This is a genomic window from Sphingopyxis sp. QXT-31, from assembly GCF_001984035.1.
Classification (GTDB): Bacteria; Pseudomonadota; Alphaproteobacteria; order Sphingomonadales; family Sphingomonadaceae; genus Sphingopyxis.
Window position 1 is genome coordinate 3,684,248 of record NZ_CP019449.1, and the last position, 24,819, is coordinate 3,709,066.

A 24,819-nucleotide genomic window follows, 5' to 3' on the forward strand; every position below is an offset into this window, starting at 1 on the left:
TCTGATCATGGTACTCTCGCATGTGAATAGCGTGAAATTGGCCAGAGTCTCTGCGCGAGAATCTCGATCTACGGAATTGAAATCACGGCGGGGCTTGTCCGGTAGTCGACGGTCTGCTTACGTGCCTGCATTTGCAAAAGCCGACATATAACGCTGTTCCAGCGTTGCATGCACATTCTCGGAGTATGAAGTATCAAGTTCCAAGGCTGCCTCGAAACATTCGATAGCCTTCACATCCGCCGCGACGTCGCCTTCCGCCCAAATTGACGCATGGCATAGCAAACCGATATAGTCGCCTTTGCGTCGTACAAGCGACGCGGTACCGGCCAATTTCCGCCCCGCCGATACCAGATTGAAGCGGCCGTCGCAGTGGCTGCCGTCTACACGGCCCAGGCATGCGCGGACGCCTATCGAACATATCGACGCTGCCAGATGTTCGCAGAATATCCGGAACCGACGGATCGCATCGTCGCCGTCCCCGCGCCACGATTGAAGATGGCTGGCGTTCAGTGTGCCGGGCCGGTGCGCCACCGTCGTTCCCCCACTCGGCCGCACAAACACCGGCCACCCTCGGCAGGCGCTCTCCAGCGCTGCATCGGCGAAACGGGGCATAGCCGCAAAACGCCGCGTCGTGACGAGACAAGGGCGGTTCGTCCAGAGCCGCCACCCGCCCGCGCTGGCGTCACCCCCGAGCAGCGCGTCGAGGCGCACGGAATCCGCGTCGATCGCTGTCCGTCCGTCGCCGCACTCGACCGGAACATCATCCGCTATCGCCATCGCCAGGCGCGACACGATCGTCGGCGGCATGATCATTCAGACGATCCGTGCCGCCACCGCCCCCGCACGCACCGGGACCTCAGCCGCGATCAGGATTTGCAGCGTTCCGGTGGCCGACGCGATGAGTTCATAGCTCGATTTCTCCACCATGATCTCGGCGATGATCGCGCCTTCCGCGACGGCGTCGCCATCCGCATAGAGCCATGCCGAGATCGCGGCTTCATCGTCGGCGCGCCACACGCCGAATGGAATCGTCACATCGGTCATCAGTTCGAAATCCTCATCATCTGGCGCACGGCGGCCGTGACCTTGTCGGCATTGGGCAGCACGAAATGCTCCATCACCGGGGTGAAGGGCACGGGAATGTCGGGGAAAGCGATGCGCTGCGGCGGCACGAGAAGCGGGATGCTAGCTTCGCAGACGCTAGCGATGATCTCCGCGCCGACGCCGTAGCTCAGATAATCATCGTCGACGACAAGCAGCCGCCCGGTCCGGCGCACCGATGCGCGCACCGTTTCGCGGTCGAGCGGCGCGATGCTGATCAGATCGATGACCTCGACCGAAACATCCTCGTTGGCGAGCCGCCCGGCGGCGTCGAGCGCCTGATGAACCGAAAGACCCAGACTCACGACCGTAATATCTTCGCCCTCGCGCACGCATTTCGCTTTGCCGAGCGGGACGACATAATCTCCCTCGGGCGCATCGGTGATCGAACGCTGCACGGTCCCGAGCCAGCCCATGCCCTGCAGAGCCTTGTGATACATGAAGATCACCGGGTTGGGATCGCGGATCGCCGCCAGCATCAGGCCCTTCGCGTCGTGCGCGTTCGAGGGAATGACAACCTTCAGCCCCGGCAGATGGCCGAAGGTCGCGTAGAGCGCCTGGCTGTGCTGACCGGCGTCGCCATAGCCGCCGCCGACGCTGGTCATCAGCACCATCGGACACGTCACCTGTCCGCCCGAAAAATAGCTCTGCTTGGCCGCGAGATTATAGATCGCGTCCATGCACACGCCGAAGAAATCGACGAACATCAGCTCGACCACGGGGCGCATTCCCGCAGCCGCGAGGCCCACCGCGGCGCCGATAAAGGCGGTCTCGGAGATCGGCGTATCGCGGACGCGTTCGGGGCCGAAACGGTCGAGCAGCCCGGTTGTCGTGCCGAAGACGCCGCCGAGCTTTGCAATGTCCTCGCCCATGACGAGGACATCGGGATCGCGCTCCATTTCCTGCCCGATCGCTTCGGCGATCGCGCGGGCGATGGTCAGGCGGCGAGCCGGCCTAACGGCCGTTGCGGTGTCAGGCGAAGACATGGGCAAAAGCCTCTTCTGGATCGGGATAAGCCGCGGCGCGTGCGAAGGCGAAGGCGGCATCGACGGCCGCCCGCGCGTCGGTCTCGGCGCGGTCGAGGTCGGCCGCCTCGAAACCGTCGGTGAGCAGGCGCGCGCGATAGGCCGGAATGGGATCGCTCGCCTTCAACCGCTGGACCTCCCCCTCAGGCCGATACCCTTCCGCGTCGCCCATAAAATGTCCCTCGAGCCGGCAGGTCTCGATCTCGATCAGCGATGGGCCCTCGCCGCGCCGCGCGCGAGCGATCGCCGCTCCGGCAATGGCATGGACCGCGTCGGCGTCGTTGCCGGCAACGAAATGGCCGGGCATCGCATAGGCCGCCGCGCGATCGGCGTTGCGCTCGACCGCCGTGCAGTCGCGCTTGGAGACGGAGATGCCATAGGCATTGTCCTCGATCACGAAAACCGCCGGCACCTTCCACACCGATGCGAGATTGAGCGCCTCGTGAAAGGCCCCCTGGTTCGCAGCGCCCTCGCCGAGAAAGGCGATCGCGACAGTATCGTCACCGCGCAGCTTGCTCGCCAGCGCCGCGCCGACCGCTGGCCCCAAACCCTGCGCAATGATGCCCGAACAGGCGAAATTCACCCGAGCGTCGAACAAATGCATATGGCCGCCGCGGCCGCCCGACAGCCCGCTCGCCTTGCCGAAAATCTCCGCCGCCATGGCGCCCAGATCGACCCCCTTGGCGATCGCGACATGGTGCGGGCGGTGCGTCGCGGTGACCGTATCGCCGGGCCGAAGATGCGCGCAGACTCCCACGGCGCAGGGTTCCTGCCCGTCGGACAGATGCATCTCGCCCGGGAGAGGCCCCTTCGCCATGTTGAACACCGGGCTTTTGCCTTCGAAATAGGCGGGCTTGATCAGTGCCTCGAAATGGCGGCTCTTGACCATCGTGGCGTACATCCACAGCCGGTCGCTGGCGTTGCTCGCGCCGCTCATCGCGCGACCCATCCGCCATCGATGACCAGTTCGATCCCGGTCACGAAACGCGCTTCGTCGCTGCCAAGATAAACCGCGCCCATCCCGATATCCTCGGGACTTCCCACCGCGTTGAGCGGGCACAGCGAAGCGACCGCGGCCCACGGATCGTCGGCGGGGATCGACCCTTCGCGCACCCAGCCCTCGACCGCCATTTCGAGCATCGGGGTACGGATGCAGCCGGGGTGGATCGAATTGCAACGGATCGGCAGTGCATGGGACGCCCACTCGATCGCGAGGCTCTTGGTCATATGGCGCACTGCGCCTTTCGACGTATTATAAGCGAGCTGGTCGGGATAACCGACGAGCCCCGCAATCGACGAGATGTTGACGACGCTGGCCGCACCACTCGCGGCGAGCAGTGGCTGCATCGTCCGGCAGCCGAGGAACAGTCCGTCGACATTTACCGCCATCAGCCCGCGCCAGTCGGCAAGGCTATGCTCGGTCATCGGCTTGACCAGTTCAACGCCGGCATTGTTGACCAGGATCGAAAGGCTGCCGTGCGATGCAGCGATATGCCCGGCCGCGGCGGCCCAGTCGTCTTCGCTCGTCACGTCGAGCGCCAGCGCCTCGACGCCGATCTCGTCCGCCAACGTCTCGCAGCCCGCAACATTGCGGTCTGCTGCGACGACGCGCGCGCCTTCGGCCGCCATCGCCCGCGCGATCCCCGCCCCAATGCCTTGTGCTGCGCCCGTGACCAGCGCGACCTTGCCTGCGAGCCTGCCCGCCATATCCGTCTCCCATCGTCTTTGGTCCGGACTAGGAGAGCGGACGCCTCGTGACTTGCATCAGAAAGGCGGCTTATTTGGGCAGGAAGGAACTCGCAGCTTCTCCGTCCCGGCTCTCGGCCGCCGCCCGGCGAAAGGTGCGCGGCGAGAGTCCGAAAGCATCGCGAAATGCATGGCTGAAATGCGAGGCATCGGCGAAGCCGTGCCGCATCGCGATCTCGGTGATCGAGTAGGAAGCCATCGACCGGCTCGACAGGTCGCTCCGTGCCGCGAGCAGACGGCGTTCGCGGATCCAGGTGCCGACGGTGACGTCGAACTCCTCGAACAGGCGGTGGAGATAGCGCGGGCTGAACCGGAAGGCCGCCGCGATGCTCGCTGCGGACAATCCGGGGTCGCCGAGATGCGCCACGATATGATCTTGGACCCGGCCGAGCAGTGCGCGGCGAAAATTGGTGCCGCCGAGCTTCTCGGTGTCGGGGCGAAACGCCGCCGCGACCAGTTCGACCGTTGCGCGCAGCACCGCGGTCCGGTCGCGTGGATCGACGGTTTCGACCGTGCGGTGGATTTGCCGCAGGTGCGACAGCAGAATTGCGCCCAGTCCCGCGCTGCCGTCGACGGTGAGCCCGCACATATCCTCGATCCCCGGCACGATCGTCTTCGCCATCTGGTGCGGGATCATGATCGACAGCTGGTGCAACTGCTCGCTGTTCTGGAACATAGCGGGACGCGTGCTGTCCCACACCGCGATCGTGTCGCGCCGCACCACGGATTCATTGCGCCCCTGCCGCAGCAGGCAATTCCCCTCCTCGAAATGGAGCAGGCAGAAATAATCCTCGGTTCCGCGCTTCACATCGTCCATCGTGCGGTAGCCGGTGACGGGGTCGCACACGATGTCGGTAAAAACGAAATCGTCGATGGCGCGCCGGCGCACCTGCGCGTCGTATCGCTCGCCATTGCCCTTGCTCAGCCCCCAGTGGAAATGCGTCCGGTCGAACACTTCCTGGAATCCCGGCAATTGCCGTGGCGGCGGCAAATGCGCCGATGTCCATTGTTCCTCGGTCAGAAGCATTGGCCTGCCCTCTCTCCAACGCGGCAAGCTATGCCTTTTGGCGTGGCGATGCAATCGAGGGGGCGGCCGGGTTCACGCTGACACAAATATGGCTACGCGATGAGACAATTGCCGCCACAAAAGCACGGCCTTCCGTGCGCTTTGCGCCGCACGCAGTTCCCGCTCAACCAAATTTTGCACCGCTCAGGCACATGCGCCAAGCATCAGCACCGGCCTAGAAGACGAGAACAGCAGGACGCCCAAACAAAGGGCGCCGATATCCTGGGAGGGGACATCATGAAAAGCCAGTTCCGAACTTCGCTACTGACCGCCGCCACCGTTTCCGCACTTGCTTTGGCCGCGCCGGCGTTTGCGCAGGACAGCGCCGAGGGCGACCCGCCGACCGGCGGCGTCGGCGAAATCGTCGTCACGGCGCAGAAGCGCGCGCAGAATCTACAGGACGTCCCGATCTCGGTCAGCGCGTTCGACGACACCGCGATCCGGGAAGCGGGCTTTACGAACAGCCTGTCGATCGGCGACCAGGTTCCGAACCTTGAGATCAAGACGTTCGGCGGCGTCCCCAACATCTTCATCCGCGGCGTCGGCAACAATGATTTCAACGCCTCATCGATCGGTCCGATCAGCATCTACCGCGACGATGTGGTTGTCGCCTCGACCGGTAGCCAGATCTTCTCGCTGTTCGACCTCGAACGGATCGAGGTGGTGCGCGGCCCGCAAGGCACCCTCTTCGGCAAGAACACGACCGGCGGCGCGATCCAGTTCTTCTCGAAGCTTCCCGATGGCGAATTCGAAGGCAATGCCCGCTTCGGCTATGGCCGTTTCGACCTGTTCGAAGGCGAGGCGGCGGTCAGCCTGCCGCTGGCCGATACGCTTTCGCTGCGCGTCGCGGGAATCGTCCGCCGCCGCGACGGCGAAAAGGTCAACCTGTTCACCGGCGACCGCGCGATCGATGTCGACGAAGCCGCCGCCCGCGCGATCCTGCGCTGGCAGCCGTCGGGTGACACCGACGTCCGCTTGTCGGTCGGCGGCGGCCGCGACCGCAGCGATTATCTTGAAAACAAGCCGGTCGGGACGATCAGCGGCGCCGACCTGTTCGGCTATTCCGACCCCTTCCCCGACAATCCCAATTTGCTCAACTTCAACGGCCAGTCGCGCAATCACAGCGACAATGTCTTCGTCAATCTCAACATCGCCCAGAGCTTCGGCGACTTCACCTTCAAGTCGATCAGCGGCTACGACAAGAGCGATGTCGACAACCGCGTCGATGTCGATGGCGGCACCAAGCGCGTCGATGAAATCACCTTCCTGACCGACGCGAAACAGCTGACCCAGGAGTTTCAGATCGCCTATGATAACGGCCCGCTCAACGCGATCGCGGGCCTTTACTATTTTCAGGAGAATCTCGACGCCGACAGCAATGCCGATCTGCTCGGCGAATTGACTTTTGCGCAGGGTGCGCTGCCGCTGATCACGCGCGCGACACGCAAGAACCGCGCTTATGCGATCTTCGGGCAGGCGACCTATGCGGTGATGCCGACGCTGCGATTGACCGTCGGGGGGCGTTACACGATCGACAAGGTGCGCGCGACGCACCGCGCCGATCTGGTTCCCGGTTTCTTCGATGCCGACATTCCCGACGGCGCACCGGTGCCGCTGGTGCCCTTCGCGGCACTGCGCGATACCTTCAAATCCTTCACGTGGCGGATCGCAGCCGACTTCGACGTGACCGACGACATACTGGCCTATGCCAGCATCGACCGCGGCTTCAAGGCGGGCGGCTTCAACATCGGCATCATCACCAGCATCGCCGAGCGGACGCAGGTCGATCCCGAATATCTGACCTCTTATGAAATCGGGCTAAAGAGCACCTTGTTCGATCGCCGCCTGCGGTTGAACCTCTCGGCCTTCTACTACGACTATACCGATCTGCAGGTGCTGTCGGTGAACCGGCAGGCGGGGAGCGCGGTGCCGACGCTGGGGCTCGACAATGCCGCCGACGCCACGATCAAGGGGATCGAGGTCGAGGCGACAGCCGTGCCGACGGACTGGCTCGACATGGGACTCAACCTCGGCATCCTCGATGCCAAGTACAAGAATTACCTGTCGGGTGCGATCGATCCCGTGACCGGCGATCCGCGCGACTTTTCGGGCAACCGCATGCCCGGTGCACCGAAATTCACGCTGTCGACCTTTGCACAGGTCACCGTGCCGGTGGGCAGGTTCGAGACGCGCTGGCGTGCCGAGTACAACTACACCGGCAAGAAATATTACAACAATGCGCAGGACGAGCTGATCAGCTCGGGCGAAGGCTATGGCCTGCTCAATCTGCGCGTCGCCTTCGCCGATCCCGACCAGGGATGGGAACTCGCCGCCTGGGCGAAGAACGTCACCGGAAAGGCCTATATCGTCGATGCGACCGACACGAGCGGCTTCGGTTTCGTGCCCCGCTATTATGGCGAGCGCGCGACCTATGGCGCCGAATTTTCCGTCCGCTTCTGACCCTCTCAAACGAGTATTTCAACATGATGGATGAACATCTGACGCCTCCCGCCGCCATGAAATGGGCAACGATCGCCGACGGGATCGAGTTTGCATTGCTCTATTCGAGCGCCGAGACGGGCCGCTGGACCGTGTTGTTTCGCGCCCAGCCCGGCAGCTTCTTCGGACCGCACCGCCACCTCGGTGCCGGGGAATATTATGTGACGAAAGGCCGGATGACGTACCGCATGGGCGAAGCGGGCCCCGGCACCTATGGTTATGAGCCGCTCGACGTGGTGCACGATCACACCGCATTTCCCGAATATACCGAACTGCTTTTCACCAACTATGGCCCGATTGCCTTTCTGGACGAAGCGGGCGAGATATCGTCGATCCTCGACCACAAGTTGCTGGAGGATCTTTCAGCGGCTGTATGAGACGATGAGCGCAACTTACGAAGACGCCTATGCGAGCAGCCTCTCGGATCCCGACGCCTTCTGGCTGGAGGCGGCCGGGGCCGTCGACTGGATCGAGCGCCCGCAGTCCGGATGGACCGAGGGCCGGGGCTGGTTCGCCGACGGCACGCTCAACACCTGCTACAACGCGGTCGACCGCCATGTCGCCGCAGGGCGCGGGAAAGACATCGCGGTCATCTACGAAAGCCCGGTTACGGGCACACGCCAGCAGATCGATTTCGACACACTTCTCGAACGGGTGTCGCTAACCGCCGGAATGCTGAAGAACCTCGGCATCGCCAAAGGCGACCGCGTCATCATCTATATGCCGATGATCCCGGAGACGCTCTTCGCGATGCTCGCCTGCGCGCGCATCGGGGCGATCCATTCGGTCGTCTTCGGCGGCTTCGCCGCTCCGGAGCTCGCCAAGCGTATCGACGATGCGGCGCCGCGCGCCCTGCTGACCGCCTCGTGCGGGATCGAGGGCGGGCGGATTCTTCCTTACAAGCCGCTTGTCGACCATGCGCTCGCATTGGCGTCGCACCGGATAGAGCATGTCGTGCTGTTGCAGCGTCCGCAATGCGTCGCGGAACTCGTCCCGGGACGCGACCATGACTGGACCGAAAGCTATGAAACTGCCGGCCCTGCCGCCTGCGTCCCCGTCGCTGCGACCGACCCGCTCTATATCCTCTACACCTCGGGCACCACGGGGACGCCGAAGGGCGTCGTGCGCCAGAACGGCGGGCATGCGGTGGCGCTCGCGTGGAGCATGCGTCATATTTATGGAGCCCAGGCCGGCGAGACCTTCTGGGCGGCATCCGACGTCGGGTGGGTCGTCGGGCACAGCTATATCGTCTACGGTCCGCTGATCGCGGGATGCACCACGCTGCTTTTCGAAGGCAAACCGGTGGGCACCCCCGACGCCGGGACGTTCTGGCGCACGATCACCGCGCATCGGGTCGACATCTTCTTCACCGCACCGACTGCGATCCGCGCGATCCGCAAGGAGGATCCCGAGGGTCGCTTCATTCAGGACATCGGCACCGGGCGCCTGCGCGCGATGTTCCTCGCGGGCGAGCGTGCCGATCCCGACACGTTGCTCTGGGCGGAGCAGCAACTGGACATTCCGGTGATCGACCATTGGTGGCAGACCGAACTCGGCTGGCCTGCGGTAGCAACCTGCCTCGGGCTCGGCGACAGACGGCGGCGCGCGGGCAGCGCGGGTTTTCCGGTTCCCGGATTCCGCTTCGCCGTACTGGACGACGACGGCGCGCCGGTCGCACCCGGGGCGAGCGGTCATATGGTCATCGGGACGCCACTGCCGCCCGGTTGCTATTCGTCGCTATGGAACAATGTCGAAGGCTACGGCCGTGCGTTCCAGAGCTTTGCCGGTCATTATGAAAGTGGCGATGCGGGCCATGTCGACGATGACGGGTTCGTCCACATCATGGGCCGCACCGACGACATCATCAACGTCGCAGGCCATCGCCTGTCCACAGGGCAGATCGAACAGATCATCGCCACCCACCCCGCCATTGCCGAATGCGCCGTTATCGGCGCCGACGACCAGCTCAAGGGCATGATCCCGCTCGCCTTTGCAGTGGTCAAGAGCGGTGTGAACGCGGCGGAAGAATTGTCTGGCGAGATTATATCTCTGGTGCGGGAAGAGCTTGGACCCGTTGCCGCTTTAAAGCAGGTCGTCATCGTCAATGCTCTGCCCAAGACCCGCTCGGGCAAGATTTTGCGCGCCGCCATTCGCGGGCTGGCCAACGGAAGAGACGTCGGCACGCCGCCAACGATCGAAAACCCCGGGGCGCTGGCAGCAATTGCAGCTTCGTTGCAAGTTCGACTGAATCCCCACTCCACATAATCGCCAATCGCCGCTTACGGCCAGACCGCTTTCGGCGCAGATATAAAAAGGCGGACGCTACCGCCGCTTTCGGCTAGGGCATGCGTTCTCATCCTGCATGTCCGGACGGGCGCATGGCCGATGGGAGGGGGAAGCCAGTGAAGAAGCTGGGGCGGCGGACGGTGCTGGTCGGATCCGCGGCGATGACGGTCGGCGGCGCAGCCTCTGCCCGCGCGCGGGCGAACCCGGCATGTCCCGACGCCGATTCGGCGTGGATTCCGTCGGAGGCGCTGGTCGGCGAACTGCCGCGCCTCATGCGCGTCGCCGGGGTGCCCGGCGTCGCCATCGCGGTGGTCGACCGCGGGCGGCTCGCCTGGAACCGGGGCTTCGGCGTAAAGAACATCCTCACCGGCGACCCGGTGCGCGAGGACACGCTGTTCGAGGCCGCGTCGATGACCAAGCCGGTCTTCGCCTATGCCGTGATGCGGCTGGCCGACGAGAAGCGCCTCGATCTCGACGCGCCGCTCGTCGCCTATCGCCGGCCCGACCATCTGGGCGACGATCCGAATCTGGAACGCATCACCGCGCGGCACGTGCTGGAACATTCGACCGGCTTGCCCAATTGGGCATCGGCGCCGCTCGTCACGAGCAGCGCGCCGGGATCGGGGTACAGCTATTCGGGCGAGGCCGTCGTCTGGCTTCAGCTGGTCGTCGAGACGATCATGGGCATGGGGCTCGGCGACGCGATGCGGACAAAATTTTTCGAGCCCGCGGGCATGTCCAGCAGCAGCTTCGGCTGGGACGAGGCGATCGCGGCGGCCGCGGTCTACGGTCATTCCGAGCCGCCCGAAGGCGAAGCGACGCTGCCGCCGCAGCCGACGCGTGAACTCGGCGACAAGCTGCTTGCGATCGCGGTGAAGCGGCGCAAGCCGATCGCGTCCTGGCCCTAGGCGGATTCGGTCGCGGCGATGTGCGAGATGGATCCGAAGGCGGTGCCGTCGACGCACGACCTGCTGGTCAATTCGGCGGGCGGCCTCCTCATGACCGCGTCCGACTATGCGCGCTTCATGGCGCTGATTATGGACCGGCGGGCCCGCTGTTTCAGCACAGCGGCAGCAATTACGGGATATTCAAGACGCTGGGCGTGGGCGACGCGCGCAACGGGCGCGCGATCATCGTCTTCACCAACGCCGCGAACGGCAATGCGCTCGCCGCGCGCATCGTCCGCGAGGCGACCGGGATCGACCGTCTGAAAACTTTGATCTGATCGCGGCGCTGCTCAGCGATCGAGCAGCCGGAAGCGTACCGCCACGCCGCCGCCCGGCGCCATCGCGAGATCGAGGCTGTCGGCGCTTGTCACCACGCGCTTCGAAATCGCCAGCGCTCCGGGATTGGTGCGATAGTCGGCACCGGGACCGTCGGCGTAGATTTGCGCCTCGTATCGCCTGCCAGGCGCGAGGAAGTCGAGGCGCTGGCTGAGCCCCCGCGCTTCCTCGTCGCCGATCGCGCCGAGATACCAGTCGCCGCCGCCGCGCTCCTGCCGGGCGACGACGACATAGTCGCCGATCGCGCTCTGAAGCGTGCGCGACACCTCCCAGTCGGCGGGCACGTCGCGGATGAAGCGGAAGGCGTCGGGGCGGGCGGCGTAATTTTCGGGGAGGTCGGCGGCCATCTGGATCGGCGAATAGACGACGACATATTCGGCGAGCTGCGTCGCGAGCGTCGATTGCACGCGGCGCGTCAGCTCCTTGCCGCTACGCGCGATGTCGAAGATCCCCGGGGTGAAGTCCATCGGCCCCGCGAGCAGCCGGGTGAAGGGCAGGATCGTCATATGCTCGGGCGGGTTGGTCGGGTTGCCCCAGGCGTTGAACTCCTGCCCGCGCGCCCCCTCGCGGCTGACCCAGTTGGGCCAGGTCCGGCGCAGCCCGGTGTCCTTGACCGGCTCGTGCGTGTTGATCGCGATGCGAAGCTTCGCCGCACGCTTGACGACGTCGAGATGATGGTCGACCGCATATTGGCCCGCGAACCACTGCAGCCCGCCGTCGCGATCGGCGATCGTGCCGCTGTGGCGGACATAGCCGGTCTTGATCAGCGACACGCCATTGTCGGCGTAGAGCTTCAAGCCGGCATCGAGCTGGCGCGCATAATTTTCGATCGCGCCGCCGGTCTCGTGATGCCCGATCAGCTTCACCCCTTTCGCCCTGCCGTAGCGCGCGATCTCGGGAAGGTCGAAATCGGGATAAGCGGTGGTGAAGCTGAACTTGTCGCCATTGGCGATCCAGTCGCCGTCCCAGCCTTTGTTCCAGCCTTCGACGAGGACGCCGTCGAAGCCGTTCGCGGCGGCGAAGTCGATGTAGCGCTTGACGTTGGCGGTGTTGGCGCCGTGCGTGGGCCCGCTGCCCCAGGTCGACTTCTCGAGGTGCATTTCCCACCACACGCCGACATATTTGCCCGGTTTGAACCATTTTGCGATGCCGGGAAGCCGGCTCGGCTCGTTGAGGTTGAGCGTGATGCGGCTGTCGGCGAGCGCACCCGGCGTCTCGCCGACGAGCACGGTGCGCCACGGCGTCGTGAACGGCCCGGTCTTTTTCGCGAGCACCCCGTCGGGCCAGGGCATCAGCCACGCGCTGTAGGTGCCCGCGCCATTGCCCTGGAGCAGCATCGACGGGAAATCGACGAGCGCGGCCTCGTGGAAGCTCAGATAAAGGCCGTTGTCGCCCTTCAGTGTCAGCGGGGTCTCGGCGAGGGTGATGCGGCGCGCGTCGGTCTGCTTGTAGAGATATTCGTCGCGTTCCTGTCCCAGCCCCTCGTACCACCAGGCCTGATAGGCGCCGACGGTGCGAAACTGGGTGCGGTCGGCGGTCACCGCGACCGCCTGCCCCGCGGGGATGCCGGCATAATCGTAGCGAAAGCCGAGGCCGTCGTCGAAGAGGCGGAAGGTGACCCCGACCGACCGGTTGAGCGGCGTGTCGCCCGCGAGCTTGACCGAAAGCTCGCTGTGATTGTCGCGGATCAGGCGCTCTTCGCCCCACGGCTGTTCCCAGCTCGTGTCCGACGCCGAGCGCCTGGCGTCGCCGAGCGCGGTGAAGCGCGGATCGTTTTCGCCCGCGAAGCTCAGCCCCAGCCGCGACGGCGCGATCACCGTCACGTCGCCGCGCCGCACCTCGTAACGCGCGTCGCCGCCCTCGACCGCAATGCAGAGCTCGAGCACTTTGCCGGGCGACGCGATGCATTCGCGCGCCGTCGCGGGCGACGCGAGCGCCAGCAGCGACAGGCCGGAGAACAGGGCAAGCTTGCGGATCATATGTTCGTCTCTTTCGGGCGAGGGGTCATTTGTCGAAGGCGGCGCGCAACCGGCGGCGCAGCGCGGCGCGCTCGGTGGCGGACATCGGGCCGAGCACGCCGCGCAGCGCTTCGGGGATATGCGCCACGGCGGCCGCGGGGTCGCCGAACACATGGCTCTCGAACATCGCCTGCCAATAGGCGCGCTCGCCGGCCGGCAGGTCGCGCAGCGCGAGCAGCGCGGCGAGGAAGATGTCGTGCGGGTTTTCGACGCCCGCGCCCGCGCCGCCCCACCAATAATTGACCATCGCATTATAGGGGTGGAGCGAGGTCACATGGTGCCACCAATAGCGCGGGATGAAGATCGCATCGCCGGGCTCGATCATCGCGACGCGCGCCTCGGCCATCGCCTCGCGAAAGCGCGGGAAGCGGTCGTAGTCGGGACTTTCCGGGTCGACGAGCGACAGCGGCGGCGGATTGTCGAGCGGGCCGATGTAGAGGTTCGCCACCTGCTCGGGCGGGAAGAGCAGGAAGCGCCGCCGCCCCGCGATCACGCAGGCGAGATTATGGTCGCGGTCGTTGTGCGTCTGCGTCTTCACCGCGCCGCCGAGCCACAGCTTCGGCCCCGTATCGGCGGGGAGCAAAGGCATCGGGTTCTGGCCCGTGAAATCGGGCAGCGCCTCGGCGAGCGGCAGCATCTGGATAGCCACCGTCGGGGCGTTCGCCTGGCCCATCAGCGCCTCGATCCGCGTCAGCGTGTCGCGCAGCGGCGCGTGGCGCTTGGTGAAGCTGAACTCACGGATGTCGGCGCGATAGGCGAAGCGCCCCGCGGCGCGCGCGGGCGCCTCCATCACGGGCACCGGCACCCTGCGGTCGAGCCCCGCCAGATAGGCGTTGAGGCGGCCGGGCGAATGGCGCCCGGCCGCCAGCGCGACCCAGTCGTCGAACAGACCCTTGACGACGACAGGCTTTCCGGCCGCGACCAGCGCGGCGAAATCGGCGGGCGCCGGCGCGCTGCGCGCGGCGATGCGCGGCAGCGCGTCGAGCGGCGACGGCGCGGCAGCGGGCGGATCGAGGCGCGCGGGCTCGGCCATCACGCGCGCTGCATGATGCGCGCGAGCGCGGCGTCGTGCGTCGGCTGGCGCAGCACCTGTTCGCGTACGGTGCCGAGCATCTTGCGCAGATGCGCCTTCACCGTATCGGGCGGGGTGCGGTCGACCGACGGCCGCCAGCCCTCGGGCAGGATGCCGTGGCCGGTGAGCAGCGCGCGCCAGCTGTCGGGGGGCAGGCTCTCGTCCTCGTGCGGCGCAAGCTCGCCGCGCGCGCGGAAGAAAGCGAGCAAATGCTCGAGCTCGGCCGAGCGCGGGACGGCGCGCGCGGCGTCCCAATAGCGCCCGCTGTAGGTCTGCAAGGCGAAATGCGCGGTCTGGAAGTCGGCCACGCGGTCGAAATGCGAGCGCATGAGCCGGTTATATTCGGCGCGCCGCACGTCGCAGGCAGCCGCGCCCGGATAGGCCGCAATCAGATGGACGATACCGAGCTGCAACGCGTGCATTGGCAGGCCGTGGAGCTGGTCGAAGGCAGCGGCGGCTTCGCCTAGCGCGACGACATTCTGCGCCCAGGGCGCGGCCGCCATACCCGTCGCCAGCGGGCGGATCGCGACGCTTTCGAGCGGCAGCCCGCTGGCGGCTTGTGCGGCGGCCAGCGCGTCGTCGTCGTTCGTGACGGCGCTCGAAAAGATATGCGTGACATGGGTGTGCGCCATGGCGGGGTAGAGCGCGGTCCAGCCGTCGGCGCTCGCGCGGACCTCCGAATAGACAGGCAGCGCGGCGAAGCGCGGGGCGCGAGCGACGAGCAGGCGATCGCCGGGCAGCGGTGTCGGGTCGAACGCGGCGCCCGGCGTCCTGCGCAGCAGCTGCCCTTCGCGCGTGACATCGACGAACAGTCCGGCCTCGATACGCGGCCCGCCGTCGAGCAATAACGCGGTGATGCCATCCTCGCCGTGCGCGACGTCGATGCTAGTCGCCTCGACGATCTCGACCCCCAGATGCAGGGCGATCGCGCGCAGGCTCTTCGCATAGGCGGCGGCGGGGAGGTGGTAGCCGTAGTCGGCGCGCGCGTAGCGCTCGCTCTCGTCGTCGGGAAAGAAGAGACGGCCCTGATGCGCCGCGCTTGCGGTCAGCGAAAAATCGTCGAGCCCGACGCCGAGCCCGTGGCGGCGCGCCTTGACCCAGTGCGGGAAGAAGTCGCCGCCGTCGATCGCACTGCCGAAGCCGCCATAGCTGTGGAGGAAGGAAGCACGCCCGGCGCCGCTCCGCTCGGTGAAATTCTGGCCGAGGGTGAAGGCGCCGCCCGTCGTACGCAGCAGCGCCGCCTCGTCGATGCCGATCTGGTTGTGCAGCGCCTCGATCGCCGGCAGCGTCGCATGGAGGTCGGCGGGTCCCGCCTCGCCCGGCAGCGCGACCGCGGTGACCGCCACCCCAGCGGGCGCGAGCGCGCGGCGCAGCGCCGCCGCCGCGAGCCACAGCGGCGCGTCGCGGCCGAGGAGCGCGATGTGCAGCGCGCTCATGCCGCGCTCGCGGTGGCGCCGGGCGCCGCGATCCCCGCCGCGGCGCAATAGCCGGCGATGAACTCGGCGTGCGGCGTCATGTCGGCGGCGTTGACCGCGATCCGCTCCGCCAGATCGTCGAGCCGCGCCTGCAATTCGGTATCGGGCTGGCGGTGCGTCAGCAGGTTGGTGGCCGACGGCAGCACACCTTGGCCTTCGAGCACCGAAAGCCAGCTGTCGCGCGAGAAGAGGCCGAGCTTATAGTCGGGCGCGATCGCGCTTTCGCGGAACAGCGCGATCTTGTGCGCGAGGCTGTCGGGGAGCGCCATATGGCGGACATGGTCCCAGAGCGGTTCGCCCGCGCGCGCATTGGCGGTGTAGTGGAGCACGAGGAAGTCGCGCGTGCGGTCGTAGTGGATTTCGAACAGGCGGTTGAACTCGGCGACGAGCCGCGGGTCGACCTTCTCGCCGCGCCGCGGCATCAGCGCGGCGAGGTCGGTCGTCGCGGCCTGGATCAGAAAGATGCTCGTCGATTCGAGCGGTTCGAGAAAACCGCTCGAAAGCCCGATCGCGACGACATTGCCCGCCCAGCCGCTGGCGCGCCGCCCCGCCTGGAAACGCAGCAGCCGCGGCTCGTCCATCGCCTCGCCGTCGATCGCGCCGAGCAAGGTTTCGCGCGCTTCCTCTTCGCCGCAGAAATGGCTCGAAAAGACATAGCCGTTGCCGGCGCGATGCTGGAGCGGGATGCGCCAGGTCCAGCCGCCTTTTTGCGCTGTGGCGCGCGTATAGGGGGTGAGCGGCGCGACCCCGGTGCAGGGCAGCGCAAGTGCGCGGTCGCACGGCAGCCATTCGCTCCAGTCGATCCACGGCACGCCCATCGTCTGCCCCAGCAGCAGTGAGCGGAAACCCGAGCAGTCGACGAACAGGTCGCCCGCAACCACCGCACCCGATTCGAGCGTCACGCTGGCGACATCGCCGTTTTCGGGGTCGCGCGCGACATCGACGACCTTGCCCTCTATCCGCCGGATCCCGCGCGCGGTCGCCCATTGGCGCAGGAAACGCGCATAGAGCCCGGCATCGAAATGATAGGCATAGGCATAGGTCGAGCGGATCGACTTCGGATCTTCGTTCGGATGCTCGAAGCCGTTGGCGCGCGCCGCGGCGACCGCGAAGCTGTAATCCTGGAGCGAGCGCGTGTCGGTCCCGGCGAGCCGCGCGCGCGCCCAGGCGTGCTGGAAATCGCTGCCCGCCCAGCGGTCGCCGAAGGTGCCGAAGGGGTGGATATAGCGCGCGCCATGCGCCTTCCAGCCGACGAACTCGATGCCCAGCTTGAAGCTGCCCATCGTCTCGCGCATGAACTCGGCCTCGTCGATGCCGAGCATGTCGTTGAAGGTCTTGATATGCGGCAGCGTCGCCTCGCCGACGCCGACGGTGCCGATCTCGTCGCTCTCGACCAGCGTGATGTCGTAATCGGCGGCGGGCAGCAGGCGCGAGAGGCCCGCGGCGCACATCCACCCCGCGGTGCCGCCGCCGAGGATCACGATCCGATAGACTTGCTCCGCCGTCATGCCCGTTCCGTCACTCCCGCCTTAAAACGAAGACGCGGCCGCCATGTTAGCGCGGCCGCGTCCCAGTGGAGGATCAGAATTTCACGCGCGCCCCGAACTGGAAGCGGCGGTCGACGCGGCTCCACGCCGAGTCGAAATATTTCGCCGCCGCGCCCGGGGTCTGCGGCGAGTCGCCGAAGACCTGCTGTTGATATTTTGTGGTCGTGTTCAGCAAATTGGTCCCGTCGACCGAAAGCTCCAGCCACTTCGTCGGCGAGAATCGCAGCGACGCATCGAGGAAGCCCGCGCCCTTCTGGAACACCGGCAGGCCGATGCAGCAGTCGAGATTCTGCGTGAGATAGCGCGAGCGCCAATTATAGGCGACGCGCAGCCCGACCGGTCCCTTTTCATAGAGCCCGACGAGGTTGAACGTGTGTTTCGATATGCCGGCGAGCCGGTGCGAGTCGATGACGAAGCCCGAGCCGCCCAGCGACTGCTGACCCGCGCCGAACGCCCCCACGTCGCCGCTCGACGAGGCGGTGAACAGGTTGGAGTTGTTGATCCCCGACTGCTTCACAAAGGTATAGTTGGCCTGCATGCCGAGACCGCTGAACAGGCCGGGCAGGAAGTCGAAGAAGGTCTGGTAGGCCAGTTCGCCGCCCCAGATTTCGCCGCCTTTCCGCACGTTGCTCGGCCCGCTGATCAGCACCGTTTGGGTCGATGCGCCATTGGGCACGTCGCGCGCGAACTGGCCGAAGGAGATCGCATTGGTCAGCTTCTTGTAGAAGAGGCCGGCCGTCAGCGAGCTGTTCGATCCCATATAGCGTTCGAAGGTCAGGTCGAACTGGTCGGCGCGCAGCGGCTTGAGCGCCGCATTGCCCGAATTGGCGAGGAACACGAAGTTGTACCCCGTGATCGCCCCGGCCGCGTTGCGCACGATATAGGGCGAGTCCGCCGTCGTGTTGATGATCGGCGCGTTGATCGCGAGCGTGTTGCGCAGGAAACCGAACTGCGGCCGCGAGATTGCCCGCGAATAGGCGAAGCGAACGAAGGTCTTGTCGTCGAAGCCGAAGCGCAGGTTGAAGCTGGGAAGCCAGTCGGTGCGGGTCGTCTTGTACTTGTCCTCGGCGGCGGCGCCGTTGGCGAAGGCGATGATGTCGGGCGTCAGGAAGCATCGCGGATTGACGACATTGTTACCCGTCAAAGGCGTGTTGCACGGCACCAGATTGTCGAAGATGTTCGCCGCCGGAAAGGCGACGCTGCCCGTGCTCGCGATCTTGGTGCGCACCACGCGCAGGCCGACATTGCCCTGCAGCGCGACGCTGCCCAGCATCAGCCGGTCGCCGCCCCCGAATTTGACCATCGCATAGGCCGCCTGGGTCTGTTCGCGGACGCGAAACTTTTCGCCGGGCGTGAAGCATTGGTCGACGGTCGCCTCGGGGCGGTCGCAGATCGCGGTATAGCCCCCGCCGATCGGCGACGAGGTGGTCGCGCCGCTCAGCGAGTCGATCAGCCGCGGAAAATCGCGGAGCGTATCGCGGTTGAGATAGACGAGCGGCCCGTTGGGATAGGCGCTGCCATTGTAGAAATCGCCGAGGCTCTGCGATTCCCAGATGCCCTCGCCATAGCCCTGGAAGGGCGCATGGCCGGCATTGCCGCCGCAATTGCCCGTATTGGTCGGATAGGCGCCGCCGGTCGTGTTGTCGGCGTTGAAACCCGGGCCGTTGCAATTCCAGGGCGCGGCGATCGGGGTCCAGTTGAAGGTCGAATAGCGCACCGTCTGCTTGCGATCGGCGTAGCGCACGCCGACCTTCAGCGAATCGAGCCAGCCGCTGTCGGGAAAATCATATTCGGCGTCGCCGCGCAGCGCGAGTTCGTTGGCGTCATTGTCCTCGACATGGCCCTGGATGAACGGGATCCAGTAATTGTGGGGATTGGCGAGGCCGCCCGCGGCATAATTGACGTTCGAACCGGGCAGCAGCGTCACCTGCGGCGTACCGTCGCCGTTCACGCTATAATCGTAATCGGCCATCGATCCCGTCGCGACCAAGATGTCGTTATTATAGGTCGAGGCATCGATATATTGCGCGTCGATGTCGATATGCAGCCGGTCGCTCGCGTCCCAGCTGATATTGGCCGACAGGTCGCGCGTGCCTTCGCGGTGATCGAAATTGCGCGCTTCGTTCTGGAAATAGAGCCCGTCGCGCTGCGTCGTGCAGGCGCCGCCCGGCCCCGGTCCGCAATAGTTTACGAAGGGCTGGCCCGGCACCGCCGAGCCCGCGTTGATCGCGGCCTGCACGCTTTCGGTCGTGCCGCTGAAGCTGCCGTGCGGCTGGGTCAGGATTCCTCCGGTCAGCATGCCGTCGGGGCCAAAGGTCAGGCCGCTGCTGCCGACGAGCACCGATCCGGTGCGCGGATTATATGCGCGCGTGCCGAAATAATTACCGTCGAGGATGGCGTGGCTGGCGCGCTCGAGCCAGGCGTTGGTGTAATGCGAGTCGATATACTGGATCGTCGCGCGCAGGCTGCCCGAATTATTTTCATATTGCAGCGCGCCGGCGATGCCGCGCCGTTTGCGGTCATAATCGACCTGCGAATAGCGGATGCCGTCGGGCGCATAGGCCCAGCCCGTTCCGCCGAAGGGATTGGCGGTGCAGGGCAGGCTGCCGTCGGCAGCGGGGGTGGCGCGCACCACGCCATCGGCGCCCGTCGTGCCGAAACCGGCCGAGCAATAGGTGTCGATCTTGTCCATGATCACGCTCTCGGTCCGCGTGACGAGATGGCTTTCGGCATAGCTGGCAAGGATACCGAAGCGGCCGATCGCGGTATCCCATGTATTGCTGATCAACCCTGAAAATTCGGGGTTCCAGCGCCCCGAGCGATCGCCGTAATTGACCCGGACGGTCCCCGTGACCACCAGCCCCTTCTGGTCGAACGGCACGCGCGTGCGCAGATCGACGGTGCCGGCGATGCCGCCCTCGATCAGGTCCGCGGTCTGGTTTTTATAGACGTCGATCCCCGCGAGCAGTTCGGGCGCGATATCGTTGAACTGCAGCCCGCGCGCGGCGTCGGCGGAGAAGCTGTCGCGGCCATTGATCTCGGTACGGACATTGGTCAGGCCGCGGATGAGCACGTCGGTCGGCTCGCCCGACGGGTGCGTCGAATCGTCGGCCGATTGCAGGCGGTTGACCGTGATGCCCGGGATCCGCTGCAGCGCCTCGGCGGCCGACTTGTCGGGAAAGGCGCCGATGTCGGTGGCGGTCACCGAATCGACGACGGTCAGCGCGTCGCGTTTGCGCCCCGCCGCATCCTCCAGCGCGGCGCGCACGCCGGTGACCACGATTTCGTCATCGGCGCCGGCACCGCCCTCGGGCGGTGCGTCCTGCGCCATCGCCGGCGCGGCGAACAACAGGCCGGCGGCGACCACCGGCAGCGAGGCGCCGCCCAGCAGCATCCGCGCACGAGATTTCGCGATAGTGTCGAGCATGAATGCTCCTCCCCTTTCCCAAATGGCGCCCCCTTTGGCGGGGCTTTCTCATTCTGGGCCGAGGCGGAGACTACCCGCTCGACCATTTGCATGATTTTGCGCATTGTTGCACAAATGGCAAGCGTATTTTCCGGCGCCCGGAATGGGATATTTTATCTATGAAAATCAATTATATGAACGGGAATTGATGCGGTTTTTGGATTTTCTGCGGTGCGTGAAGGGGCGCCCTGCATACGTTTGTACACCAATCAATTGATGCAAATATTTGCATTCGAGAGGTTAAGTCAGGGCTGTGGGCGCGGAATCAGCAGCGCGGCGAGCGCCGCCACGCCGAGCAGCTCCGCTGCGATCGCGAGCGCCATCGCCGGCGCGCCGCCCATCGGCCCGGCGACGAGCGGGCCGAGGCCGATCGCCGCGACGAGCTGCGGAATCACGAGGAAGATATTGTGGATGCCGAGGTACACGCCGACCTTCGCGGGCGGTACCGCGCCGACGATGATCGCATAGGGCAGCGACAGGATCGCCGCCCAGGCGAGCCCGACGCCGACCGCCGCGAGCCAGAGGAGGCCGGGGTCGGAGATCAGCACGAAACCCGCCATGCCCGCGGCGCCGCACCACAGGCAAGCGGCATAGGCGCGGCGCTCGCCGATTCGCGCAGACAGCGTCGGCAGCGCGAGCGCGCCGAGCGCCGCGACGCCATTATAGGTCGCGAACAAGATGCCAACCCAGTCGGCGGCGGCGTTATAGGCGGCCGACGCCGGGTCGGCCGCGCCGAAATGGCTGCGCGCGATCGCGGGGGTGGCATAGATCCACATCGCGAACAGCGCGAACCAGGTGAAGAATTGCACCACCGCCAGCCGCCGCAGCGCGGCGGGCATGCGCACAAAATCCTCGCCGATCTGGAACAGGCCGAGCGACGCGTCGCCGCGCGCGCGGCGGCGCCCGGCGGCGAGCTGCGCCAGCCCGATCAGCGCCGTCGCCGCGGCGAGCACGACCACCTCCCATTGCCAGCGCAGCAGCAGCGCGGCGAGCAGCAGCGCCGCGCCGCCGATCGCGGGCGTGCGTCCGCCGGCGCTGAGCCGCACGATCGGGCCGGTCGTGGCGGGCGCAGGGCGCTCAGCGGGCGCCGCGCCGCCGGTTGCCGGTCGCTCGCGCGTGAAGGTTACGGTCCACAGCACCGACACCACCAGGCACGCGCTGCCGATGTAGAAGGCATAGCGCAGCGCGGGGGGCAGCGCGCCCGGCGCCGCGGTGCCCGCGACGCCGAACCAGTTCACCAGCATCCACGGCAGCGCCGAGGCGAAGACCGCGCCGGTGCCGATGAAAAAGACCTGCACCGCATAGCCGCGCGCGCGCTGCGCCGGCGGCAGATTGTCGGCGACCAGCGCGCGCGAGGGATCCATGGTGATGTTGATCGACGCGGTGAGCAGCCACAGCGCCGCGATCGCGGTCCATAATGTCGTGGCATTGGGCATGACCAGCAGCGCGAGCGCGGTGAGCAATCCGCCGGCGAGCAGGAAAGGGCGCCTTTTGCCGAAGCGCGAGCGCGAATGATCGCTGAGGTGGCCGACGATCGGTTGGACGATCAGCCCGGTGATCGGCCCCGCGATCCACAGCGCGGGCAGCGCGGCGACATCGGCGCCCAGCGCCTGGAAGATGCGGCTGGTATTGGCGTTCTGCAGCCCCCAGACGATCTGGATGCCGAACAATGCAAAGCACATCGTCCAGATATGCAAATTGGGCGCGCGATATTCGGACGATTCGGGCGTATGCCCACGCTGCGGCGGGTCAGCGATATGCAAATCTTGCATTCCCTCCCCCCTCCTGTGCTAGGGCAGCCCCCGACGCCGGACACGGATGGCCCTTCATGAGCAGCAACAATACCAGATTGGAAGACTTGGCAAGGCTGGCGGGCGTGTCGATCTCGACCGTCTCGCGCGCGCTCAACGACCATCCCTTGATCAGCGTGGCGACCAAGAAGAAGATCTGGGCACTCGCGCGCGAACATCATTATCCCTTCCGCAGCCACATGCCCGCGGCGCCGATGGGGGCCGAGGGATCGATCGTCGTCGTCACCCCGCATATGCACGGCCGCCCGCTGCCGCTGTCGCACCCCTTCTTCCTCGAGCTGCTCGCGAGCATCGGCGAGGCGGCGCGCGCGCGCGACTGCGATTTCACCGTCAGCCATACCGCGCCGCGCGACATCGACGACCTCGTTGCGGTGATGACCACCAGCCGCGCCAATGGCGTGATCTTCCTGGGGCAGAGCATGCTCCACGACGGCTTCAACCAGCTCGCCGAGGCGAACAGCAACTTCGTCGTCTGGGGCGCGCATCTGCCGGGGCAGAAATATCGCTCGGTTGGCTCCGACAATGTCCTCGGCGGGCGCCGCGCGACGCTGCATCTCGCGCGGCTGGGGCGCAAGGCGATCGCCTTCGTCGGGTCGAGCGATCCCGAGGCGATGCAGCGGCGGCAGGGCTATGTCGAGGCGCTGGAGGCGAACGGGCTTCAGGCCGACCCGGCGCTCGACGTGCGCGTCGATTTCGGCTTCGAATCGGCCGAACGCGCGCTCGGGCAATTGCTCGCGCGCGGCCAGCGCCCCGACGCGATCTTCGCTTCGAGCGACCTCATCGCGCTCGGCGCGATCCGCGCGCTGCGCAAGGCCAATCTGTCGGTGCCCAAGGACGTCTCGGTCGTCGGCTACGACGACATGCTGCTCGCGCGGCTCAGCACCCCGGCGCTGACGACGATCCAGCAGGACACGCTCGAGGCGGGCCGCCGCCTCGTCTCGCAGGTGATGGACGCGCATGCCGAACAGTTCCTCGACTATCTACCGACGCATCTGATCGTCCGCGAATCCTGCGGGGCGTGAGGCGGCGGTTCAGACGAGCCGCGTGTCGATCGGCAGCCCGCCCTTCAGCGTCAGCGTCACGGGGGTACGCTCGGCGATGTCGGCGAGGCGCGCCGCCTGCTCGGCGTCGAGCCCGGCGATCTTGAGCGTGCGGTCGATGCGGCGGTCGGGATGCTGGCCCGACAGGCGGAGGCCGACCTCGACCGATTCAAGCGGCCACTCCTTGCGGTCGGCGTACATGCGCAGCGTGATCGCTGTACAGGCGCCGAGGCTGGCGAGCAGCAGGTCGTAAGGCGCGGGCCCGGCCGCGCCGCCGCCGAGCGCGGGCGGCTCGTCGGAGACGAGCTTGTGGCCGCCGACGTCGATCTCGGTGCGATAGCGGTCCTTACCGATGATCGCGGTACCGTGCGCCATGCTCGTCTCTCCTTCGGTGGTCAGGTGATGGTGCGCCGGAGCCATGGAATGAGCAAGGCCTCGACCTCCGCCGCGCGCTCGGCCTGCGTCCAGTGGCCGCAGCCCTCCAGCATATGCGCCTCGAGATCGGGAACGACTTCGCGCATGAGCGGGATGGGGTCTGCGGTGCCCAGCACGAGCGCGGGGTCGCTGGTGCCGCCGACGAACAGCGCGGGGCGGCGGATGACGGGATCGAACTGCCCCGCCCAATCGAAGTCGCGGCCATGGTTGCGATATCGGTTCAGCGCCCCCGCAAACCCCGTGCGCGCAAAAGTCGCCGCGGCCTGCTCGAAATAGCCCGCATGGAGCCACGGCGGCACGCGGTCGGGGAAGCGCAGCCCGTCGAGCAGTTTCGCGCCATGCGGCTTGTCGTTGGGCCAGTCGCCGGGCGCGGCATCGCCCGAGATGCAATGGTAGAAAGCGCGCAGGAAGCGCGCAGGATCGGTCTCGAGCTCGGCCTCGGCGACCCCCGGCTCCTGGAAATAGGCCTGGTAGAAAAAGCGTCCCTTGTCGGTGAAGCGGCGCTTGAACATCGCGTCGAACGGTGCGGCGGCGCGGCCGAGCCAGGGGATCGACAGCGCCGCGACCGCGCCGAAACGGTCGGGGCGCGCCATGATGCTGTTCCAGACGATCGAGGCGCCCCAGTCGTGGCCGACGAGCGTGACGGGCTCGTCCGGCGCGAGCGCGTCGGCGACCGCGACCAGATCGGCGACGATCGCCTCCATGCGATAGGCCTCGACCGCGGCGGGCCGGTCGCTGTCGCCATAGCCGCGCACGTCGATGGCCGCGGTGCGATAGCCCGCCGTTACCGCGGCCGCGGTCAGGCGCTGCCACGACTGGCGCAGCTCGGGGAAGCCGTGGACGAAAAGGACCAGCGGTCCGGAACCCGCGACGTCGGCGGCAAGGCGCACGCCGTCGGGGGCGGTGATGATCGTTGCTGCCTCGCTCATTCCGCCCCGCTTGCTTCGTC

The 24,819-nt window shown here is 66.5% G+C and carries 20 protein-coding genes; 6 read left to right on the forward strand and 14 right to left on the reverse strand.

Annotated features, from left to right (window positions below; translation table 11 throughout):
• Positions 1–117 precede the first annotated feature (117 nt).
• The 6 genes from BWQ93_RS17720 to BWQ93_RS17745 all read right to left on the reverse strand — a co-directional run bounded on the left by BWQ93_RS17720 (position 118) and on the right by BWQ93_RS17745 (position 4,899).
• A complete protein-coding gene (locus BWQ93_RS17720; RefSeq protein WP_077031647.1) occupies positions 118–813 on the reverse strand; it encodes a lipoate--protein ligase family protein in 696 nt (231 codons plus the stop codon).
• On the reverse strand, positions 814–1,044 hold the full coding sequence (locus BWQ93_RS17725) for a biotin/lipoyl-containing protein (protein ID WP_198040418.1): 231 nt from the start codon (positions 1,042–1,044) through the stop codon (positions 814–816). It lies immediately after the preceding gene.
• Positions 1,044–2,087, reverse strand: coding sequence for an alpha-ketoacid dehydrogenase subunit beta (locus tag BWQ93_RS17730; RefSeq protein WP_077031649.1), 1,044 nt, complete (start codon positions 2,085–2,087; stop codon positions 1,044–1,046). Before BWQ93_RS17730 ends, BWQ93_RS17725 begins: the two co-directional genes overlap by 1 nt.
• A complete protein-coding gene (locus BWQ93_RS17735) occupies positions 2,074–3,063 on the reverse strand; it encodes a thiamine pyrophosphate-dependent dehydrogenase E1 component subunit alpha (protein WP_077032513.1) in 990 nt (329 codons plus the stop codon). Before BWQ93_RS17735 ends, BWQ93_RS17730 begins: the two co-directional genes overlap by 14 nt.
• The gene (locus tag BWQ93_RS17740; RefSeq protein ID WP_077031650.1) at positions 3,060–3,833 is read right to left on the reverse strand and encodes an SDR family NAD(P)-dependent oxidoreductase; all 774 of its coding nucleotides are present in this window, start codon (positions 3,831–3,833) and stop codon (positions 3,060–3,062) included. The genes BWQ93_RS17735 and BWQ93_RS17740 overlap by 4 nt, the downstream gene beginning before the upstream one ends.
• Positions 3,834–3,903: 70 nt before the next feature.
• Positions 3,904–4,899, reverse strand: coding sequence for a helix-turn-helix domain-containing protein (locus tag BWQ93_RS17745; protein ID WP_083721006.1), 996 nt, complete (start codon positions 4,897–4,899; stop codon positions 3,904–3,906).
• A 276-nt stretch (positions 4,900–5,175) separates the two neighbouring features.
• Between BWQ93_RS17745 and BWQ93_RS17750 the strand changes: the two genes are divergently transcribed.
• From BWQ93_RS17750 to BWQ93_RS21405, 5 genes are all read left to right on the forward strand, one after another.
• Positions 5,176–7,398, forward strand: a complete 2,223-nt coding sequence (locus BWQ93_RS17750; RefSeq protein WP_198040419.1) for a TonB-dependent receptor — start codon at positions 5,176–5,178, stop codon at positions 7,396–7,398.
• Between the two features lie 23 nt (positions 7,399–7,421).
• Positions 7,422–7,814 carry a 2,4'-dihydroxyacetophenone dioxygenase family protein gene (locus BWQ93_RS17755; protein WP_077031653.1) on the forward strand — a complete coding sequence of 131 codons (393 nt, stop codon included), beginning with the start codon at positions 7,422–7,424 and terminating at the stop codon, positions 7,812–7,814.
• Between the two features lie 4 nt (positions 7,815–7,818).
• A complete protein-coding gene (locus tag BWQ93_RS17760) occupies positions 7,819–9,702 on the forward strand; it encodes an AMP-binding protein (RefSeq protein WP_077031654.1) in 1,884 nt (627 codons plus the stop codon).
• A 137-nt stretch (positions 9,703–9,839) separates the two neighbouring features.
• Positions 9,840–10,631, forward strand: coding sequence for a serine hydrolase domain-containing protein (locus BWQ93_RS17765; RefSeq protein ID WP_198040420.1), 792 nt, complete (start codon positions 9,840–9,842; stop codon positions 10,629–10,631).
• A 194-nt stretch (positions 10,632–10,825) separates the two neighbouring features.
• Positions 10,826–10,948: a hypothetical protein gene (locus tag BWQ93_RS21405; protein WP_257787751.1), complete on the forward strand. Its 123-nt coding sequence runs from the start codon at positions 10,826–10,828 to the stop codon at positions 10,946–10,948.
• 12 nt (positions 10,949–10,960) lie between these two features.
• On the opposite strand, the gene BWQ93_RS17770 is transcribed toward BWQ93_RS21405, so the two are convergent.
• The 6 genes from BWQ93_RS17770 to BWQ93_RS17795 all read right to left on the reverse strand — a co-directional run bounded on the left by BWQ93_RS17770 (position 10,961) and on the right by BWQ93_RS17795 (position 22,356).
• A complete protein-coding gene (locus tag BWQ93_RS17770) occupies positions 10,961–12,985 on the reverse strand; it encodes a glycoside hydrolase family 97 protein (protein ID WP_083721010.1) in 2,025 nt (674 codons plus the stop codon).
• 25 nt (positions 12,986–13,010) lie between these two features.
• A complete protein-coding gene (locus tag BWQ93_RS17775; protein ID WP_083721012.1) occupies positions 13,011–14,057 on the reverse strand; it encodes a cupin-like domain-containing protein in 1,047 nt (348 codons plus the stop codon).
• A complete protein-coding gene (locus BWQ93_RS17780) occupies positions 14,057–15,532 on the reverse strand; it encodes a tryptophan 7-halogenase (protein WP_077032516.1) in 1,476 nt (491 codons plus the stop codon). The genes BWQ93_RS17775 and BWQ93_RS17780 overlap by 1 nt, the downstream gene beginning before the upstream one ends.
• Positions 15,529–17,079: a tryptophan halogenase family protein gene (locus BWQ93_RS17785; RefSeq protein WP_077031655.1), complete on the reverse strand. Its 1,551-nt coding sequence runs from the start codon at positions 17,077–17,079 to the stop codon at positions 15,529–15,531. The genes BWQ93_RS17780 and BWQ93_RS17785 overlap by 4 nt, the downstream gene beginning before the upstream one ends.
• 73 nt (positions 17,080–17,152) lie before the next feature.
• Entirely contained in the window at positions 17,153–20,545 is a 3,393-nt protein-coding gene (locus BWQ93_RS17790; RefSeq protein ID WP_077031656.1) for a TonB-dependent receptor, read from the reverse strand.
• A 284-nt stretch (positions 20,546–20,829) separates the two neighbouring features.
• Positions 20,830–22,356, reverse strand: coding sequence for an MFS transporter (locus tag BWQ93_RS17795; protein WP_232314653.1), 1,527 nt, complete (start codon positions 22,354–22,356; stop codon positions 20,830–20,832).
• 56 nt (positions 22,357–22,412) lie between these two features.
• Here BWQ93_RS17795 and BWQ93_RS17800 point away from each other — a divergent pair, with 56 nt between their 5' ends.
• Positions 22,413–23,417: a LacI family DNA-binding transcriptional regulator gene (locus tag BWQ93_RS17800; protein WP_077031657.1), complete on the forward strand. Its 1,005-nt coding sequence runs from the start codon at positions 22,413–22,415 to the stop codon at positions 23,415–23,417.
• Between the two features lie 9 nt (positions 23,418–23,426).
• On the opposite strand, the gene BWQ93_RS17805 is transcribed toward BWQ93_RS17800, so the two are convergent.
• Complete coding sequence (locus BWQ93_RS17805; RefSeq protein WP_077031658.1) at positions 23,427–23,810, reverse strand: OsmC family protein; 384 nt, start codon at positions 23,808–23,810, stop codon at positions 23,427–23,429.
• A gap of 20 nt (positions 23,811–23,830) precedes the next feature.
• The gene (locus BWQ93_RS17810) at positions 23,831–24,799 is read right to left on the reverse strand and encodes an alpha/beta fold hydrolase (protein WP_077031659.1); all 969 of its coding nucleotides are present in this window, start codon (positions 24,797–24,799) and stop codon (positions 23,831–23,833) included.
• Positions 24,800–24,819: the final 20 nt, after the last annotated feature.

Excerpts from the sequence above, each read along its gene's own strand:
- BWQ93_RS17780 (WP_077032516.1), bottom strand. The coding sequence starts at position 15,532 with ATGAGCGCGCTGCACATCGCGCTCCTCGGCCGCGACGCGCCGCTGTGG.
- BWQ93_RS17790 (WP_077031656.1), bottom strand. The coding sequence starts at position 20,545 with ATGCTCGACACTATCGCGAAATCTCGTGCGCGGATGCTGCTGGGCGGC.
- BWQ93_RS17810 (WP_077031659.1), bottom strand. The coding sequence starts at position 24,799 with ATGAGCGAGGCAGCAACGATCATCACCGCCCCCGACGGCGTGCGCCTT.
- BWQ93_RS17760 (WP_077031654.1), top strand. The coding sequence starts at position 7,819 with ATGAGCGCAACTTACGAAGACGCCTATGCGAGCAGCCTCTCGGATCCC.
- BWQ93_RS17745 (WP_083721006.1), bottom strand. The coding sequence starts at position 4,899 with ATGCTTCTGACCGAGGAACAATGGACATCGGCGCATTTGCCGCCGCCA.
- BWQ93_RS17730 (WP_077031649.1), bottom strand. The coding sequence starts at position 2,087 with ATGTCTTCGCCTGACACCGCAACGGCCGTTAGGCCGGCTCGCCGCCTG.
- BWQ93_RS17735 (WP_077032513.1), bottom strand. The coding sequence starts at position 3,063 with ATGAGCGGCGCGAGCAACGCCAGCGACCGGCTGTGGATGTACGCCACG.
- BWQ93_RS17740 (WP_077031650.1), bottom strand. The coding sequence starts at position 3,833 with ATGGCGGGCAGGCTCGCAGGCAAGGTCGCGCTGGTCACGGGCGCAGCA.
- BWQ93_RS17770 (WP_083721010.1), bottom strand. The coding sequence starts at position 12,985 with ATGATCCGCAAGCTTGCCCTGTTCTCCGGCCTGTCGCTGCTGGCGCTC.
- BWQ93_RS17800 (WP_077031657.1), top strand. The coding sequence starts at position 22,413 with ATGAGCAGCAACAATACCAGATTGGAAGACTTGGCAAGGCTGGCGGGC.
- BWQ93_RS17795 (WP_232314653.1), bottom strand. The coding sequence starts at position 22,356 with ATGCAAGATTTGCATATCGCTGACCCGCCGCAGCGTGGGCATACGCCC.
- BWQ93_RS17785 (WP_077031655.1), bottom strand. The coding sequence starts at position 17,079 with ATGACGGCGGAGCAAGTCTATCGGATCGTGATCCTCGGCGGCGGCACC.
- BWQ93_RS17750 (WP_198040419.1), top strand. The coding sequence starts at position 5,176 with ATGAAAAGCCAGTTCCGAACTTCGCTACTGACCGCCGCCACCGTTTCC.
- BWQ93_RS17755 (WP_077031653.1), top strand. The coding sequence starts at position 7,422 with ATGATGGATGAACATCTGACGCCTCCCGCCGCCATGAAATGGGCAACG.
- BWQ93_RS17805 (WP_077031658.1), bottom strand. The coding sequence starts at position 23,810 with ATGGCGCACGGTACCGCGATCATCGGTAAGGACCGCTATCGCACCGAG.
- BWQ93_RS17725 (WP_198040418.1), bottom strand. The coding sequence starts at position 1,044 with ATGACCGATGTGACGATTCCATTCGGCGTGTGGCGCGCCGACGATGAA.
- BWQ93_RS17775 (WP_083721012.1), bottom strand. The coding sequence starts at position 14,057 with ATGGCCGAGCCCGCGCGCCTCGATCCGCCCGCTGCCGCGCCGTCGCCG.
- BWQ93_RS17720 (WP_077031647.1), bottom strand. The coding sequence starts at position 813 with ATGATCATGCCGCCGACGATCGTGTCGCGCCTGGCGATGGCGATAGCG.